We start from the raw sequence: 13,205 nt of genomic DNA on the forward strand, positions 1-13,205 counted from the left end.
GGAAACGAAAGCGCCCACGCAGGCGCATCGCCGGCGAATTTTTTAAATAGTCAGGAAGAAGTCAAAAAGCAATGGCAAACACCAAGGCACTGTCCCACGAAGAGCGCAAAACCGCAAAGCGCACCGCCCGCAAGAACGCAGCCCCCAAGGCCGCCCGCACTGAACCCCGCGGCAGCAACAAGAAGAAGGTCAAGTCGCTCAGCAAGGGCCAGTCCAAGCGCTAGTCTTACAAATCCCGTAACAGAAAGCCCCGCAGCGATGCGGGGCTTTTCGTTGTCGCTCAGTGCATGGCGGCTATGGATTACTCGGCGCTGTGGCTACCCCCACAAACGAATCCGCACAGCCGTAGTACATCCACCATTTGCCTTTAAAAAACACCAACCCTTCAGAAAACGTGGTTCCCGCAGCATACTGTCCACTCTGCTCAAACGGCAGTTGGGGTTGAAAGACGGGTGTATCCGTTCGCGCCAGAATCTTCTCTGGATTCTCTGCAGAAAGAACTGCTTGCAGCACCGCATAAGTTCCGGCCTTCAGCTTCGGGTCCCGGCCTTCTCCATCTTTATTCTTGCCGTTGTAGAGCATCACTATGCCCTTTTTCGTCAGTACTGGCGGCGGTCCGGCTTCAGGGAAATCGCTGTCCGGTCGCCCCGACCTTGACTTCAGGACAACCTTCACTTGGCCTGGAGACGACTCCATCGGCGTCCAGTGAATCAAGTCATCGGATGTCGCCAGTCGGATCCCTAGATCACCCCAGAACATCCAGTACTTGCCATTTACTTTGGCGGCAATCAATTTGTCGCCCTTGCGCTCGGTCAGAATCGCCGCCGACTTGTACTTGAACGCGTCGTAGCGACCATTGAGAACCCCCTGAAACGCTGGCCCCTGCTTCTGCCAGTGCGTCAGATCACGCGAAGTGGCAATACCAACCGAATATCGGTCGAGTTTCCGCGACCACTGCGTGTAGGTGAGCACATACGTCCCGTCGGACGATTCCACAATGCGAGGGTCTTCAACGCCGCCAGGCGACTCCCGATCTTCCTGCTCATCTTTCGCTGGGTACAGCACTGGTTCCGGCATTTGTTGGAAATGAATGCCGTCGTCACTCACAGCCAGACCAAGTCGTGACACGTGGCCACCAATCGTCATGGAACCCGAGTCATCTTCCGCGCGGTAAAGCACATACACCTTGCCATCGCGGACAATCGCGGCCGGATTGAAAGTGTGCAGCGCCTGCCAATGCACTGTTTGCCCGAAGATGGGGTCGGCAAACGTGGTGTCTCTGACCGGACGAATTACCGGCTGATCCACTGGTCTCGTCCACGTTCCGAACGGAGACTGCGCTATTGCAACTGCTCCCACTCCTAAAAACACCGCTACACCCGCTACCAGCCCCAAACGCACACAACCTCCCACAGCGGATTCCCATTGCGAATCTCCGCCAGCAACACGCTAAACTACACCTGCGACCACCGTAAATTCAGCCGAGAGACACCACCCTGCCCCGACAAATCTTTGCCACGAAGTCCATCGATAAACTCATCGACGAATCGGAGCGTCCGGAAACAGCGCTGAAAAAGTCGCTCGGGCCTGTTTCACTCACAGCGCTGGGTATTGGCGCTGTCATCGGCAGCGGTATCTTTACGGTCATCGGCACGGCCATTGCCGGCAATCCTGCCACCACGGCCACCTTCTGGGATTCTCCCGTCATCGACTTCCTATTGCATCACGGCGCAGTTGCTGGGCGCCCCGGTGCCGGCCCTGCGCTGGCCATCTCAATGATCCTGGTGGCCATCGTCTGCGCGTTCACCGGGCTTTGTTATGCCGAACTTTCCAGCATGATTCCGATTGCGGGATCGGCCTATACCTACACTTACGCAACCTTGGGCGAATTGATCGCGTGGATCATCGGCTGGGATCTGATCCTGGAATACGCCTTCTCCAATATGAGCGTCAGCGTAGGCTTCGCGGCACACGTCGTCGATCTTCTGGATTGGATGGGCTTTCACTTCCACCCGAAGTGGCTTTCGCCCGCGTACCTTCCGCTGGGCCTGCAGGACCTGCAGGGACACGACATCTATAAGGCGGGCTGGCACTTTGGCTTCAATATCCCTGCCTTCCTCATCGTCATCATCCTCACGATGATCCTGGTACGCGGCATCCGCGAATCGGCCAAGACGAACAACATCATGGTGCTGGTGAAGATCGCCGCGATCCTCATCTTCATCTTCGCGGGCATCAGCTTCATCCATCCCGGCAACTACCATCCGTTCTCCCCCAACGGCTGGCCTGGTGTGCTCGCCGGTGGTTCGATCATCTTCTTCACCTACATCGGTTTTGATTCCGTCTCCACCGCCAGCGAAGAATGCAAACAACCGCAGCGCGATGTTCCTATCGGCATCATCGCCACGCTGATCGTCTGCACCATCCTGTACATCGGCGTTGCGCTGGTGCTGACCGGCATGGTGCCGTGGTTCTCTGTCGCTGGCGATGCTGCACCGGTCGTAAACGCCCTGAAGCGTCTGAGCACGGACACACACTCCACCAAGCTGCATATCGTGCGACTGATCGTGCTGTTGGGTGCTCTGGTCGGCATGATCTCGTCGATCCTGGTCTTCCAGTTGGGCCAAGCACGTGTATGGTTCGCCATGAGCCGTGACCGCCTGCTCCCAGACATCTTCTCCAAGGTGCATCCGCGCTACCGCACACCGGCTTTTGCAACATGGGTGGCAGGCATCCTCGTTGCTATTCCTGCCGGTCTGTTTGACGTAGGAACACTTGCGGAACTTTCGAACATCGGCACGCTCTTCGCCTTCGTCTTGGTCAGCATTGGAGTAGTGGTTCTGCGGCGTCGCCAGCCGGAGCGGTATCGCGGATTCCGTGTTCCTGGCGGTCCAGTAATCCCGATTCTGAGCGTGCTCTTCTGTGTTCTGCTGATGACCGGACTCCCCATCCGCACATGGGAACGCTTCTTCGTCTGGCTTGTTATCGGTCTATTCGTCTACTTCTTCTACAGTCGCAAGCGAAGCGAATTCGCGGACCTGCAAGGATAAACATGACGCACAATCCAGTTGCGCCGGAAGAATCGGTTTCCACGCGCCCGGAAGCCAAGCCCCAACGGCGAGAAATCGAACTGGATTTCATTCGCGGAATCGCCATCCTCATGGTGGTGGACTTTCATTCGTCCGCCACTCTCTTGTGGCCTTTCCTGCGGTTGGGATGGACCCATTTTGGCGCTTCAGGCGTCGATATTTTTTTTGTGCTGAGCGGATTTCTTGTTGGTGGACTATTGCTCAAAGAGTGGAAGGTCCGCGGAAGCATCAATATCAAACGATTCCTCATCCGCCGCGGTCTGAAAATCTGGCCGCAGTACTATATCTTCCTAATCGCTAGCCTTGTAACCGGTCGTCACACCATTCGGTTTCTCTGGGGCAACTTCCTCAATATTCAGAACTACACGGGCGGCATCGCGCACACATGGACACTTGCTGTTGAAGAGCACGCTTACCTTTTATTGATGGTGCTGCTCTTCTGCGCCGCGTCTTTCAAGCTATCGTGGCGCACCGCCTTCTGGATGCTTACCGCATTAGCTGTATTTTCCATAGGCCGTAGTTTTTGGATTTCCTATCTCTACCATGTGAACGGCTATACATTTACGTTCACCCGCCTGCACGGCATTCTTTTCGGCGTCCTCCTTGCGATGCTTTTTCACTTTGCACCGGAGACCTTCCAACGCGTGCAGAACATGCGTTCGCTTTGGTTTGCAGTCATCGTGGGTACGCTTATCTATCTTCGTTTTCCTGGCCATCTCGAATGGGCTCCTCCAACAGCAGTTCTTCTCGCTGACTTAAGCGGTGTAGCGCTCTTTCTCCTCCTCTATCGAAATAGTCCCAACCATTCCTGGCTTTATCGCGGGGTCGCCTGGATTGGTGTGTACTCCTACGGCATTTATCTCTGGCATGTCTCCGCAGCAGCATCTGTATTCTCATTGACACATCGTTTGTGGCCAACACATGAAGCCACAACAAACCGTATCCTTTCTCCCATTGCGGGCATACTGCTTGGAATATTCATGACTCGCCTGATTGAATTCCCCACTCTGGCCCTGCGAGACAAGCTCTTCCCACGCCCGGTGGATTCTGCCGCGGGCATACCTGCTATCAAAGAGCCTCAGTTAGCCGTCGCCACGCCCTCTCCAGAATGAAATACTGAGTGGATGGCACTTCTCTCTCAACGCGAATGGCTAAGCGGCCTCCCCAAGTGCGAACTGCATCTGCACCTGGAAGGCACGATTGTGCCCGAAACTCTGGTGCGTTTATCCCAGCGCAATGATGCTGCCCCTCTAACGCTTCGAGACGCGGAAAAGCTGTACGTCTACGAAGATTTCATCGGCTTTCTGATAGCTTTCAAAGCCGTAAGCGAGCGTATCCAGACACCCGCTGATTACGAACTGATCACATACGAGATGATCCATCGCCTCTCACAACAAGGCGTGAGGCATGCCGAGGTTTATATCTCCGTGGGTATTCTTCTCAGATTCAAACAGCAGATCACCGTGGAAGACATGATGGCGGCCGTGGAACGCGGGCGCAAACTCGCCGAACAGGATTTCGGCACAACGGTCTTCTGGATCTTCGACGCAGTCCGCCACTTCGGTGTCGATGAAGCTGCAGTAGTGTTTACTAAAGCAGCAGAATTGAAGCAGCAGTATCCGAGCATTGTTGGTATTGGTATTGGCGGCGACGAGGCACGGGGCCCTGCTGTAGAATTCAAAGAACTTTATGCAGAAGCAAAAGCTACCGGCCTGCATCTGACCGTGCATGCGGGTGAGAGTGTTCCGGCAACTAGCATCTGGAGCGCGATCAACATTGGGGCTGAGCGAATCGGGCATGCATTGTCAGCTGTCGATGATCCCGAACTGCTCGCCGTTCTTGCGGAGAAACAGATTCCTCTGGAGCTGAATGTCACCAGCAATCTGCGCACCGGCTGTTGCAAGTCCATCGACACACATCCCGTCCGCCACTACTTCGAGCGTGGTCTGATGATCACCCTTAACTCCGACGATCCGCCGATGTTCGGCGCAAACCTGCTCGATGAGTATGAAACCGTGCAGCGCGAATTTGAATTCACCAACGAACAGATGCGCGAGCTCGCGGCGAATTCGGTAGAAGCAAGTTTCCTTCCACCGGCACGCAAGATCTCTCTACTGGCTGAAGTAGAGCGTTATCGCTAAACCAGCCCGGCACGCAGCAGGTCATGGATGTGGAGGATACCAATCACCTTGGCATCCTTCACCACAAACAGGCTGGTAATCGAATCCGCGTTCATGCGGGCCAACGCACGATGTGCGAACTCATCCGCCGTTGTGATGCGTGGAGCCTTCCCCATCACATCTTTAGCGGGACGATCATGAAAACCCTGCGAGAAAGCACGACGAAGATCGCCGTCCGTGATCGAGCCCACAAGCTTGCTTTCGCCATTCACCACTCCGGTGATGCCGAAACGGCCACTGGTCATGCGCACAATTGCTTCTGACAGCGTGGCGTCTTCATTCAGAAGAGGAATTTCTTCACCTGTATGCATTAGTGCGCGAACACGCAACAGACGCGCTCCTAATCGGCCGCCGGGATGTAACGCGTGGAAGTCTTCCCCGGAAAAGTTCGTTTTATTCACTAACGATGCAGCCAGCGCATCACCCAACGCCAATTGCATCGTAGTACTCGTTGTTGGAGCCATCAAATCAGCACACGCTTCTTCGCATTGCGGCAGAACCAACACCACATCCGCCGCTTTCGCCAACGTGCTCTCTGCATTGCCCGTACTCACGATCAGCGGCACATTGAATCGACGCGAATGCGCCACAATGTCAGACAGTTCTGACGACTCACCGGACCACGACAACGCGAACACTACATCGTTCTCGCGAATCATACCCAGGTCACCATGGCTTGCGTCCGAAGGATGAACAAAGTGTGCAGGCTTCCCAGTAGAGGCAAGCGTCGCAGCAATCTTTCGGGCGATGTGTCCGCTTTTACCGACTCCGGTAACAATCACACGTCCTGGCGCATCAGCAATCACATCCACCGCGCTCGCAAACGCATCACCCAGCGGCCCTTCAAACGCTTCACGCAACGACTCAAGCCCACTCAGTTCGCAGGCAATCGTCTCTATCGCAACTTGCGGCGAACTCTTCATCCCTGAAATGCTCGCTTCTTTGCAAGCTGATCAAACGCCATCAGGTCTTCTATCAGCTGGGGCAGATTCTTCAGTGCAATCATGTTTGGCCCATCGCTGGGTGCATGATCGGGGTCTGGATGCGTTTCAATGAATACACCAGCAACTCCAACAGCAACCGCAGCACGCGCCAGAACCGGAACAAACTCGCGCTGACCACCACTGGCTCCGTTCAATCCACCCGGCTGCTGCACGGAGTGAGTTGCATCAAAGATCACAGGAGCGTTGGTTTGCGCCAATACCGGCAACGAACGCATATCCGTCACCAATGTGTTGTAACCGAACGAGGTACCCCGCTCCGTCACCAGTACTCCACCCTTTGCATCTGCCAACTTCTTCACCACATGCGTCATTTCCTGCGGTGAAAGAAACTGCCCCTTCTTCACATTGACCGTTCTGCCGGTAGCAGCGGCAGCTAACAACAAGTCCGTCTGTCTGCAAAGGAACGCAGGGATCTGCAACACATCGACTGCCTGAGCCACTTCCGCGCATTGCCATGATTCGTGAACATCTGTCAGCGTTGGCAATCCAAGGCTCTCGCGAATCTCTGCAAAAATCGGCAGCGATGCTTCCAGCCCAATGCCGCGCGCAGCATTTGCACTTGTGCGATTCGCCTTGTCAAAACTGGATTTGTACACCAACCCAATGCCTAGACGTGTCGCCATCTCTTTGAGTGCAGAAGCAACTTCGAGTGCGTGAGAGCGGCTTTCCATTTGACACGGCCCGGCGATCAACGCGAAGGGTAAAGCGTTGGAAAACTCGACGTCTCGTACTGTAACTGTGTTCAACATGTCTCTACGAGGATAGAGCACTGGCTCTGCGCTCTATGCAAAGAAACTCTGCACTGCCGCCGCCACACGCTCCTGCTCATCTGCACGAAGCTCGGGATACATGGGCAACGCAAGCACTTCACGTGCTGCCTTCTCGCTCTCAGGGAACTGGCCTTCGCGATATCCCAAATGCTTCAAAGCATCCTGCATGTGCAATGGGACGGGATAGTAGACTTCGCTCCCAATCCCCTGCTCCGAAAGATAAGTACGCAGTTCATCACGACGCGGCGTACGAATCACATACTGATGCCACACATGCGTTCCTCGCGCATCCGCCACAGGCAGAACGATGCCGCCGTCCTCCACTGCTCCTAGCAAGCTCGTCGCATGAAATAGATCGTGATAGCGCGCTGCCACCTGTCTGCGATCTTCGTTCCACTGCGCAATGTACTTCATCTTTATCAACAGAACCGCGGCCTGGATCGTATCCAGACGCGAATTCCATCCCACCTCATCGTGGTAGTAACGACGGCGCATCCCATGTGCTCGTAGCGCCTTAGCACGTTCTGCAATAGTCGATGAACGGAACGTCGTCAGCCCCGCATCGCCCCAAGCGCTGAGGTTCTTAGTTGGATAGAACGAAAACGCCGCCGCATGTCCCAATGCACCGGCAGGAGTTCCATTCCAATCAGCGCCAAAGGCTTGCGCTGCATCTTCGATCAACAGCAGATCATTCTCCGCCGCCATGCGATCAAAGCTCTCCCAATCAGCGCACTGTCCATAGAGGTGGACTGGCATCACAGCGCGCACGTCCTCGTGTTGTGCAATCGCATCCGCCACAGCCGCCGGACTCAGGTTGAAAGTCACCGGGTCAATGTCCGCCAGAATGGGTCGCGCTTCCACACGCAGGATGCTGCTGACTGTTGCGAAAAAGGAGAAGGGGGTGGTTACTACTGCATCTCCTCGTCCGATTCCCAATGCGGCCATGGCCAACCACAGGGCGTCTGTACCGCTGGCACATCCAACCGCCTCGGTGGCTGTTGTTGTGTCGGCAATCTGACGTTCCAACTCGGCTACTTCTTTCCCTAGAACAAAGCGTCCCGCAGAGCACACATCTGCGATGGCTGCGCCGATTTCGGCCCCTACGGCTGCGTATTGACGGCTGAGGTCAAGGATTGGAACGGGAGGCAAGATAGGCTGCGACATCATTTTCCATGTTAGGCCAAGCGGCAGCGTCATGCGTTCGTGGCGAAAATCGAACAGCCTTAGGAACAAATCCGCCTGTTCGTGCGTCCTAATGCGAGGGAGTTCTCGACGGCTACGCCGGGATGCTCTACGGTCTAAAATGACCGTCGAAACGGCTGCAGGTGATCCCGTGTGCTTTTTCCTTGCCACGACCATGGGTTCACCCGTATTGTTTTTTGTCTTAGGGGCTAAGGCCCCTCGTACTCACCCGAAAACGCACTTGCGTTAGCGGGTTTTGTTTGAGGCAGTTCCATAACAGCGCTGCTCGGAAGCGCAAGAGGAGATCGGCAGCATGGATTCCAAGCCGGCACAGAATATTCAGGACACCTTCCTGAACACGGTTCGTAAAGACAAGAGCGCGGTGACCATTTATCTGGTTAGCGGCGTGAAGCTAACGGGCAAGATCCGCTCTTTCGATAAGTATTCGGTTCTGCTCGAGAACAACGCGCAGGAACAGTTAATTTTTAAGCATGCGATTTCTACCGTGGTATCGACACGGGGTGGTGGGGTCCACACGGATCGTCCCCATGGAACGCATGCTCCCGTGTCAAGGGAGCATGGCACGGAAGGCGCATCCGCAGTAGGCGGAACGGTAGGCTCCTAAGGAGCCAGGGCGGCACGGACTGACCGAAACACCTACCAAGAGGACCAACACCCGAGGTCGCACGCGGCTGGAAGAGGCTGCTGCGGCCCAGGTGCGTCCACAGGATGGCCACCTGACGGAGACTCCTCGGGAGCGGGCTGTGCTGGTGGCCGTGGAGATTACCGGCGACCGGCGGAAGCTGAGTAGCACCGCCATGCTGGCCCGACAGGCAGCAAGTCTCCACGACGGCGAGGAGGACTCTCCTTTGGAGTCCGTTGCGGAGATGGACTTCGACGCCGCTCTGGCGGAGTTCCAGGAGCTGGCGGCTTCGGCTGGGGCGGAGATTGCCGCCACCGTGATCCAACGGCGCGGCAAGCCTGATCCGGCTACGCTGATTGGGCCGGGTAAGGTGGAGGAGCTGGAGGCCGTAGTGGCCAGTTCCGGCGCCAACCTGGTGCTGTTCGACCATGACCTGACACCATCCCAGCTCCGTAACCTGGATCGCGCGCTTCCCTGCCGCGTGATCGACCGGACACAGCTCATCCTGGATATCTTCGCCCGCCATGCGCGCACCCGCGAGGGTCATCTGCAGGTGGAGTTGGCGCAGTTGGAGTACCAGTTGCCGCGGTTGGCGGGACGTGGCAAGGCCATGAGCCAGCTTGGCGGCGGTATTGGCACTCGTGGACCGGGTGAAACCAAGCTGGAGACGGACCGTCGGCGCATTCGTGCGCGTGTGGATCGCCTGAAGGAGCAGTTGGAGAATGTCCGGCGTAATCGCAGGCAGCAGCGGCAGCGCCGTGAGGCGGTTCCTGTTCCCACGGTCGCGCTGGTCGGCTATACGAATGCTGGCAAGAGCACGCTGTTCAACCGGCTGACTGAGGCGGGTGTTCTGGAGTCGTCGCGGATGTTCGCCACGCTGGACCCAAAGCTGCGGCAGTTGAACCTGCCTTCGCGGCGGAAGGTACTGCTGAGCGATACGGTTGGATTCATCCGCAACCTGCCACATGCGCTGGTGACCAGTTTCCGCGCCACGCTGGAAGAGGTGGAACGCGCCGAGTTGCTGCTGCACGTTCGCGATGCTGCGTCGCCCAATCTGGATGAGCAGAAGATGCAGGTGGAGAAGGTGCTGGCGGAGCTTGAGGTATCGCGCACGCCGACGATCCAGGTACTGAACAAGATCGACCTTCTGCCTGCAGATGAACGGTTTGACCTGCAGCGGTTTCCCGCGCCGGATACGATTGCCGTCTCCGCGCATTCGGGCGAAGGTATTGAGACGCTGATTGCGGCTATTGAGGAGCGGATTGGCGGTGCAGAAGCGGCTGGTCCGACTGCGACGGCGACATTCCGCATTCCGCAGCGTGAAGGCCGAATATTGGCAGCGCTGGAAGCTGGCTGCTTCATTGAGCGGAAGAAGTACGAGGGCAACCTGGTGACGTTTACCGCGAGCGGACCTTCATCGCTGCTGCAACGTTATCGGCGCTACATTGTGCAGGAACATGGTGAATTGCCGGAGAGCGAACCTGCCGAGGCGAGACCAAGGATTCGGACGCGCGCGAAAAGCTCGCCTCGATAAGGCACTTCGGCACTTCGTGCTCTCCTCGACGCCTTCGGCGTGTTGGCAGGTCTCACAGGGTTATGGGTACCCCCTGTTTTTCTAAAATTGTCTTTTCATTGGGTTTAACTTCGTGGGTGGCGCTAAAATCGTCTGCCCATTGGGGTTAGAGGCAAAATCGTCTTTCTAAATGGTTTAACTGAAGACGTTTCTCATTGCTGCCGTTGTTTGCCGCCCTTGTTTTCCATTCTAGTGAGTTGGAAGAAATAACATGCCAACTCTATTTCTTTTTGTTTGTTAGGTTTGAGCGCCTTAGGGCTTGACAGGAAATTTGCAGGGTTCCATTCTCCGGATGGGAGACAAAGCGCATGTCTGAAATGCCGAGCGTTGGTGCGTTTGCCATTGTTCCGAGCAATGATCTGAAAGCCGCGATTCCGTTCTGGGAGCGAATGGGCTTTGCTCGCACCGGTGGCGACGCCAATTACGTGATCATGACGGGTTGGGGGTGCGAGGTGCATCTGACGCAGGCGGGTACTGGGCCATGGCGCGTGCCTGCTGAGCACAATCCATTTGGTGTGTTTATTCGTACGCCCGATGTGGAGGCGGTGGCCGCTCGAGTGGATGACCTGATCATCCGTCCGGGTGGTGTCCTGCGGCATCGTGAGTGGGGACTGTATGAGGTTGGGATCAATGGGCCGGATGGATTGCTGGTTCGGGTTGGGTGGCCTTCGCGGTACTTCGTACCGTTCTCGACGCCTTCGACGTGAGTGCCAGCCATGTGTTTATGAGAACGCGTGGGACGTTACATCACACTTGTGCATGCAGCATTGGCCTCGGGTTTGTTTGGCGAGGCTGGAGCAAGACTGCGGCGAATATGGAATTCCGAAGATAACGGCGTTTCTCGTCACCAACTGATAAGCCTCAATATCACCTAAGCTGATTGAAGGCCGTGCGATGGCCCGGTCAGGGGCAATAGATGAAGCTTAGTTTGCTAACACTCGTGAGCTTAGCGATAGCTCTTGCGTGTGCCAGTTCGACCTTCTCACAAACCACAACCCGTTTGGGAGCGACACCTACAGAGATGCGTATGGATCAGATTGTCAGATCCTACACAGCCGCGAACGCATTTATGGGTGTTGTGTCTGTTTCAGAAGGTGATCATGTGCTGCTCGATAAGGGCTATGGATCGGCGGATCTAGAGTGGAATATTCCCAACGCCCCCGACGTTAAATTCCGTTTAGGTTCATTGACCAAGCAGTTCACCGTGGCGCTGATATTGCTGTTGCAGGAAGATGGAAAGCTCGATATCAGGAACCCTGTTAGCAAATACCTTCTGGATGCGCCTCAGACGTGGCAAAAGGTCACTTTGGCAGATCTGATGGGGAATACATCAGGTATTCCCGACTTCACCAATTTCAAAGAATTCAAGGCATGGGGAATGAGCCCGCACACTGTTGAGGAGGAGCTTGAGTTTTTCAAGAACAAACCGCTGGACTTTGAACCTGGCAGCAAGTGGGCTTACAGCAGTTCGAATTTTGAGATCCTTGGAGCAGTCATCGAAAAAGTAACCGGCAGAACTTACGGCGACCAGCTCCAGGAACGGATCTTCGGTCCATTGGAAATGAAGAACACGGGGTTGGATATGGACGGCCTTATTCTGGCGAAGCGTGCTCAAGGCTATCGACCTGGAAAGTCGGGATTGATTTCGGTACGTTCTCTATCTATGTCTGTTCCTTGGGCGGCGGGCTCAATGTATTCGACGACAGAGGATCTTCTCAAATGGGAGCACGCTCTCTTTAGCGGGAAACTGCTCAATAAGGATTCTTTGAAGTTGATGTTGACGCCGGGTAAAGGAAGCTACGGACTGGGCGTCTATGTGTTCGCTAAAAAGTCCGGCATCACTATCGTGACCCATGCAGGAGCCATCGCGGGCTTCAAAACCAGCCTGACCTATGTACCAGATGAGCGTATAGCGATAGCCGTCTTAAGCAATGTGGAGGGTGAAGCCACGAACAGCATTACTGACCAATTACTTACAGAGGCGCTAAAACAGTGAGAACGTGAAATCCATGTTGCTGCCAACTCGGGTGTCGACGCGATGATTGGTATCGACAAGTCGGCTTGTCGGGAGTACCCAATTCAATCAGTCCAAGGCAATGACCAGCGGCTGCGATGATGAATGCATGGCATTGAGTATTCAAGAGCAGTTTGGGCATATTGACATTTATGTTTTCGATCAGATTCTTCGCGGAAATATTGCACCTGGAATGCGTGTCCTTGATGCTGGATGCGGATATGGGCGCAACCTGGTGCATCTACTGCGTGAAGGCTGCGAGATATTTGCAGTCGACCTGGACCGCGATGGTGTGGAGCACGTAAGACGACTTTCTGCTTCGCTGGGAACCGGACTCCCCGCAGAGAATTTTCAAGTTGCTCCCATTGAACAGATCCCTTTCCCAGATGCCTTTGCCGATGTTGTGATCTGTAACTCGGTGCTTCACTTCGCCAAGGATGAAGAGCATTTCAGGGCGATGCTGGCGGAGTTATGGCGCGTTGTAAGACCGGGAGGAATGCTGTTCTGCCGCCTGGGCTCGAGGATTGGCATGGACTTCGAGCGAGTGCGGGGTGGTCGGTTCTTGATGGCAGACGGTGCGGAGTGGTTCCTGGCAGACGAAGAAATGCTGATGGAACTGACGGAGGAGATGGACAGCGTACTTGTGGACCCATTGAAGACCACAATCGTGCAGGACTACCGCTGCATGACGACATGGGTTCAAAGGAAACAGCGCTAGACGCCTCTGCTTCTACCACACGGGTCACCATG

General features: G+C 55.5%; 13 protein-coding genes. 9 read left to right on the top strand and 4 right to left on the bottom strand.

The window, feature by feature from the left end; all coding sequences use genetic code 11:
- The first annotated feature begins 71 nt into the window (after positions 1–71).
- On the top strand, positions 72–224 hold the full coding sequence (locus BLT38_RS20700) for a hypothetical protein (protein ID WP_172838269.1): 153 nt from the start codon (positions 72–74) through the stop codon (positions 222–224).
- Between the two features lie 70 nt (positions 225–294).
- On the opposite strand, the gene BLT38_RS12875 is transcribed toward BLT38_RS20700, so the two are convergent.
- The gene (locus BLT38_RS12875; protein ID WP_083345543.1) at positions 295–1,401 is read right to left on the bottom strand and encodes a glycoside hydrolase family 130 protein; all 1,107 of its coding nucleotides are present in this window, start codon (positions 1,399–1,401) and stop codon (positions 295–297) included.
- A 137-nt stretch (positions 1,402–1,538) separates the two neighbouring features.
- Between BLT38_RS12875 and BLT38_RS12880 the strand changes: the two genes are divergently transcribed.
- From BLT38_RS12880 to add, 3 genes are read left to right on the top strand one after another with little or no spacing between them, the layout of a single operon-like run.
- The gene (locus BLT38_RS12880; protein ID WP_231966887.1) at positions 1,539–3,050 is read left to right on the top strand and encodes an amino acid permease; all 1,512 of its coding nucleotides are present in this window, start codon (positions 1,539–1,541) and stop codon (positions 3,048–3,050) included.
- Between the two features lie 2 nt (positions 3,051–3,052).
- Positions 3,053–4,201 (top strand): acyltransferase family protein, encoded by a 1,149-nt coding sequence (locus tag BLT38_RS12885; RefSeq protein ID WP_172838270.1) that lies wholly within the window; start codon positions 3,053–3,055, stop codon positions 4,199–4,201.
- A 12-nt stretch (positions 4,202–4,213) separates the two neighbouring features.
- Entirely contained in the window at positions 4,214–5,230 is a 1,017-nt protein-coding gene (gene add / locus BLT38_RS12890) for an adenosine deaminase (protein WP_083345546.1), read from the top strand.
- Here the strand turns inward: add and BLT38_RS12895 are convergent.
- From BLT38_RS12895 to BLT38_RS12905, 3 genes are read right to left on the bottom strand one after another with little or no spacing between them, the layout of a single operon-like run.
- Positions 5,227–6,192, bottom strand: coding sequence for a KpsF/GutQ family sugar-phosphate isomerase (locus BLT38_RS12895; RefSeq protein WP_083345547.1), 966 nt, complete (start codon positions 6,190–6,192; stop codon positions 5,227–5,229). The genes add and BLT38_RS12895 overlap by 4 nt on opposite strands.
- On the bottom strand, positions 6,189–7,022 hold the full coding sequence (gene kdsA / locus BLT38_RS12900; protein ID WP_083345548.1) for a 3-deoxy-8-phosphooctulonate synthase: 834 nt from the start codon (positions 7,020–7,022) through the stop codon (positions 6,189–6,191). Before kdsA ends, BLT38_RS12895 begins: the two co-directional genes overlap by 4 nt.
- Before the next feature lie 33 nt (positions 7,023–7,055).
- Complete coding sequence (locus tag BLT38_RS12905) at positions 7,056–8,192, bottom strand: DegT/DnrJ/EryC1/StrS family aminotransferase (RefSeq protein ID WP_331711379.1); 1,137 nt, start codon at positions 8,190–8,192, stop codon at positions 7,056–7,058.
- Positions 8,193–8,538: 346 nt separating this feature from the next.
- Here BLT38_RS12905 and hfq point away from each other — a divergent pair, with 346 nt between their 5' ends.
- From hfq to BLT38_RS12930, 5 genes are all read left to right on the top strand, one after another.
- The gene (hfq, locus tag BLT38_RS12910; protein WP_047489503.1) at positions 8,539–8,850 is read left to right on the top strand and encodes an RNA chaperone Hfq; all 312 of its coding nucleotides are present in this window, start codon (positions 8,539–8,541) and stop codon (positions 8,848–8,850) included.
- 193 nt (positions 8,851–9,043) lie between these two features.
- Complete coding sequence (hflX, locus tag BLT38_RS12915) at positions 9,044–10,402, top strand: GTPase HflX (protein WP_231966888.1); 1,359 nt, start codon at positions 9,044–9,046, stop codon at positions 10,400–10,402.
- A 347-nt stretch (positions 10,403–10,749) separates the two neighbouring features.
- Positions 10,750–11,148 (top strand): VOC family protein, encoded by a 399-nt coding sequence (locus BLT38_RS12920; protein ID WP_083345551.1) that lies wholly within the window; start codon positions 10,750–10,752, stop codon positions 11,146–11,148.
- A 320-nt stretch (positions 11,149–11,468) separates the two neighbouring features.
- Complete coding sequence (locus tag BLT38_RS12925) at positions 11,469–12,437, top strand: serine hydrolase domain-containing protein (RefSeq protein WP_172838271.1); 969 nt, start codon at positions 11,469–11,471, stop codon at positions 12,435–12,437.
- Positions 12,438–12,564: 127 nt separating this feature from the next.
- Positions 12,565–13,173: a class I SAM-dependent methyltransferase gene (locus BLT38_RS12930; protein ID WP_083347084.1), complete on the top strand. Its 609-nt coding sequence runs from the start codon at positions 12,565–12,567 to the stop codon at positions 13,171–13,173.
- Positions 13,174–13,205: the final 32 nt, after the last annotated feature.

Origin of the sequence: Terriglobus roseus (assembly GCF_900102185.1) — a bacterium.
GTDB lineage: Bacteria > Acidobacteriota > Terriglobia > Terriglobales > Acidobacteriaceae > Terriglobus > Terriglobus roseus_A.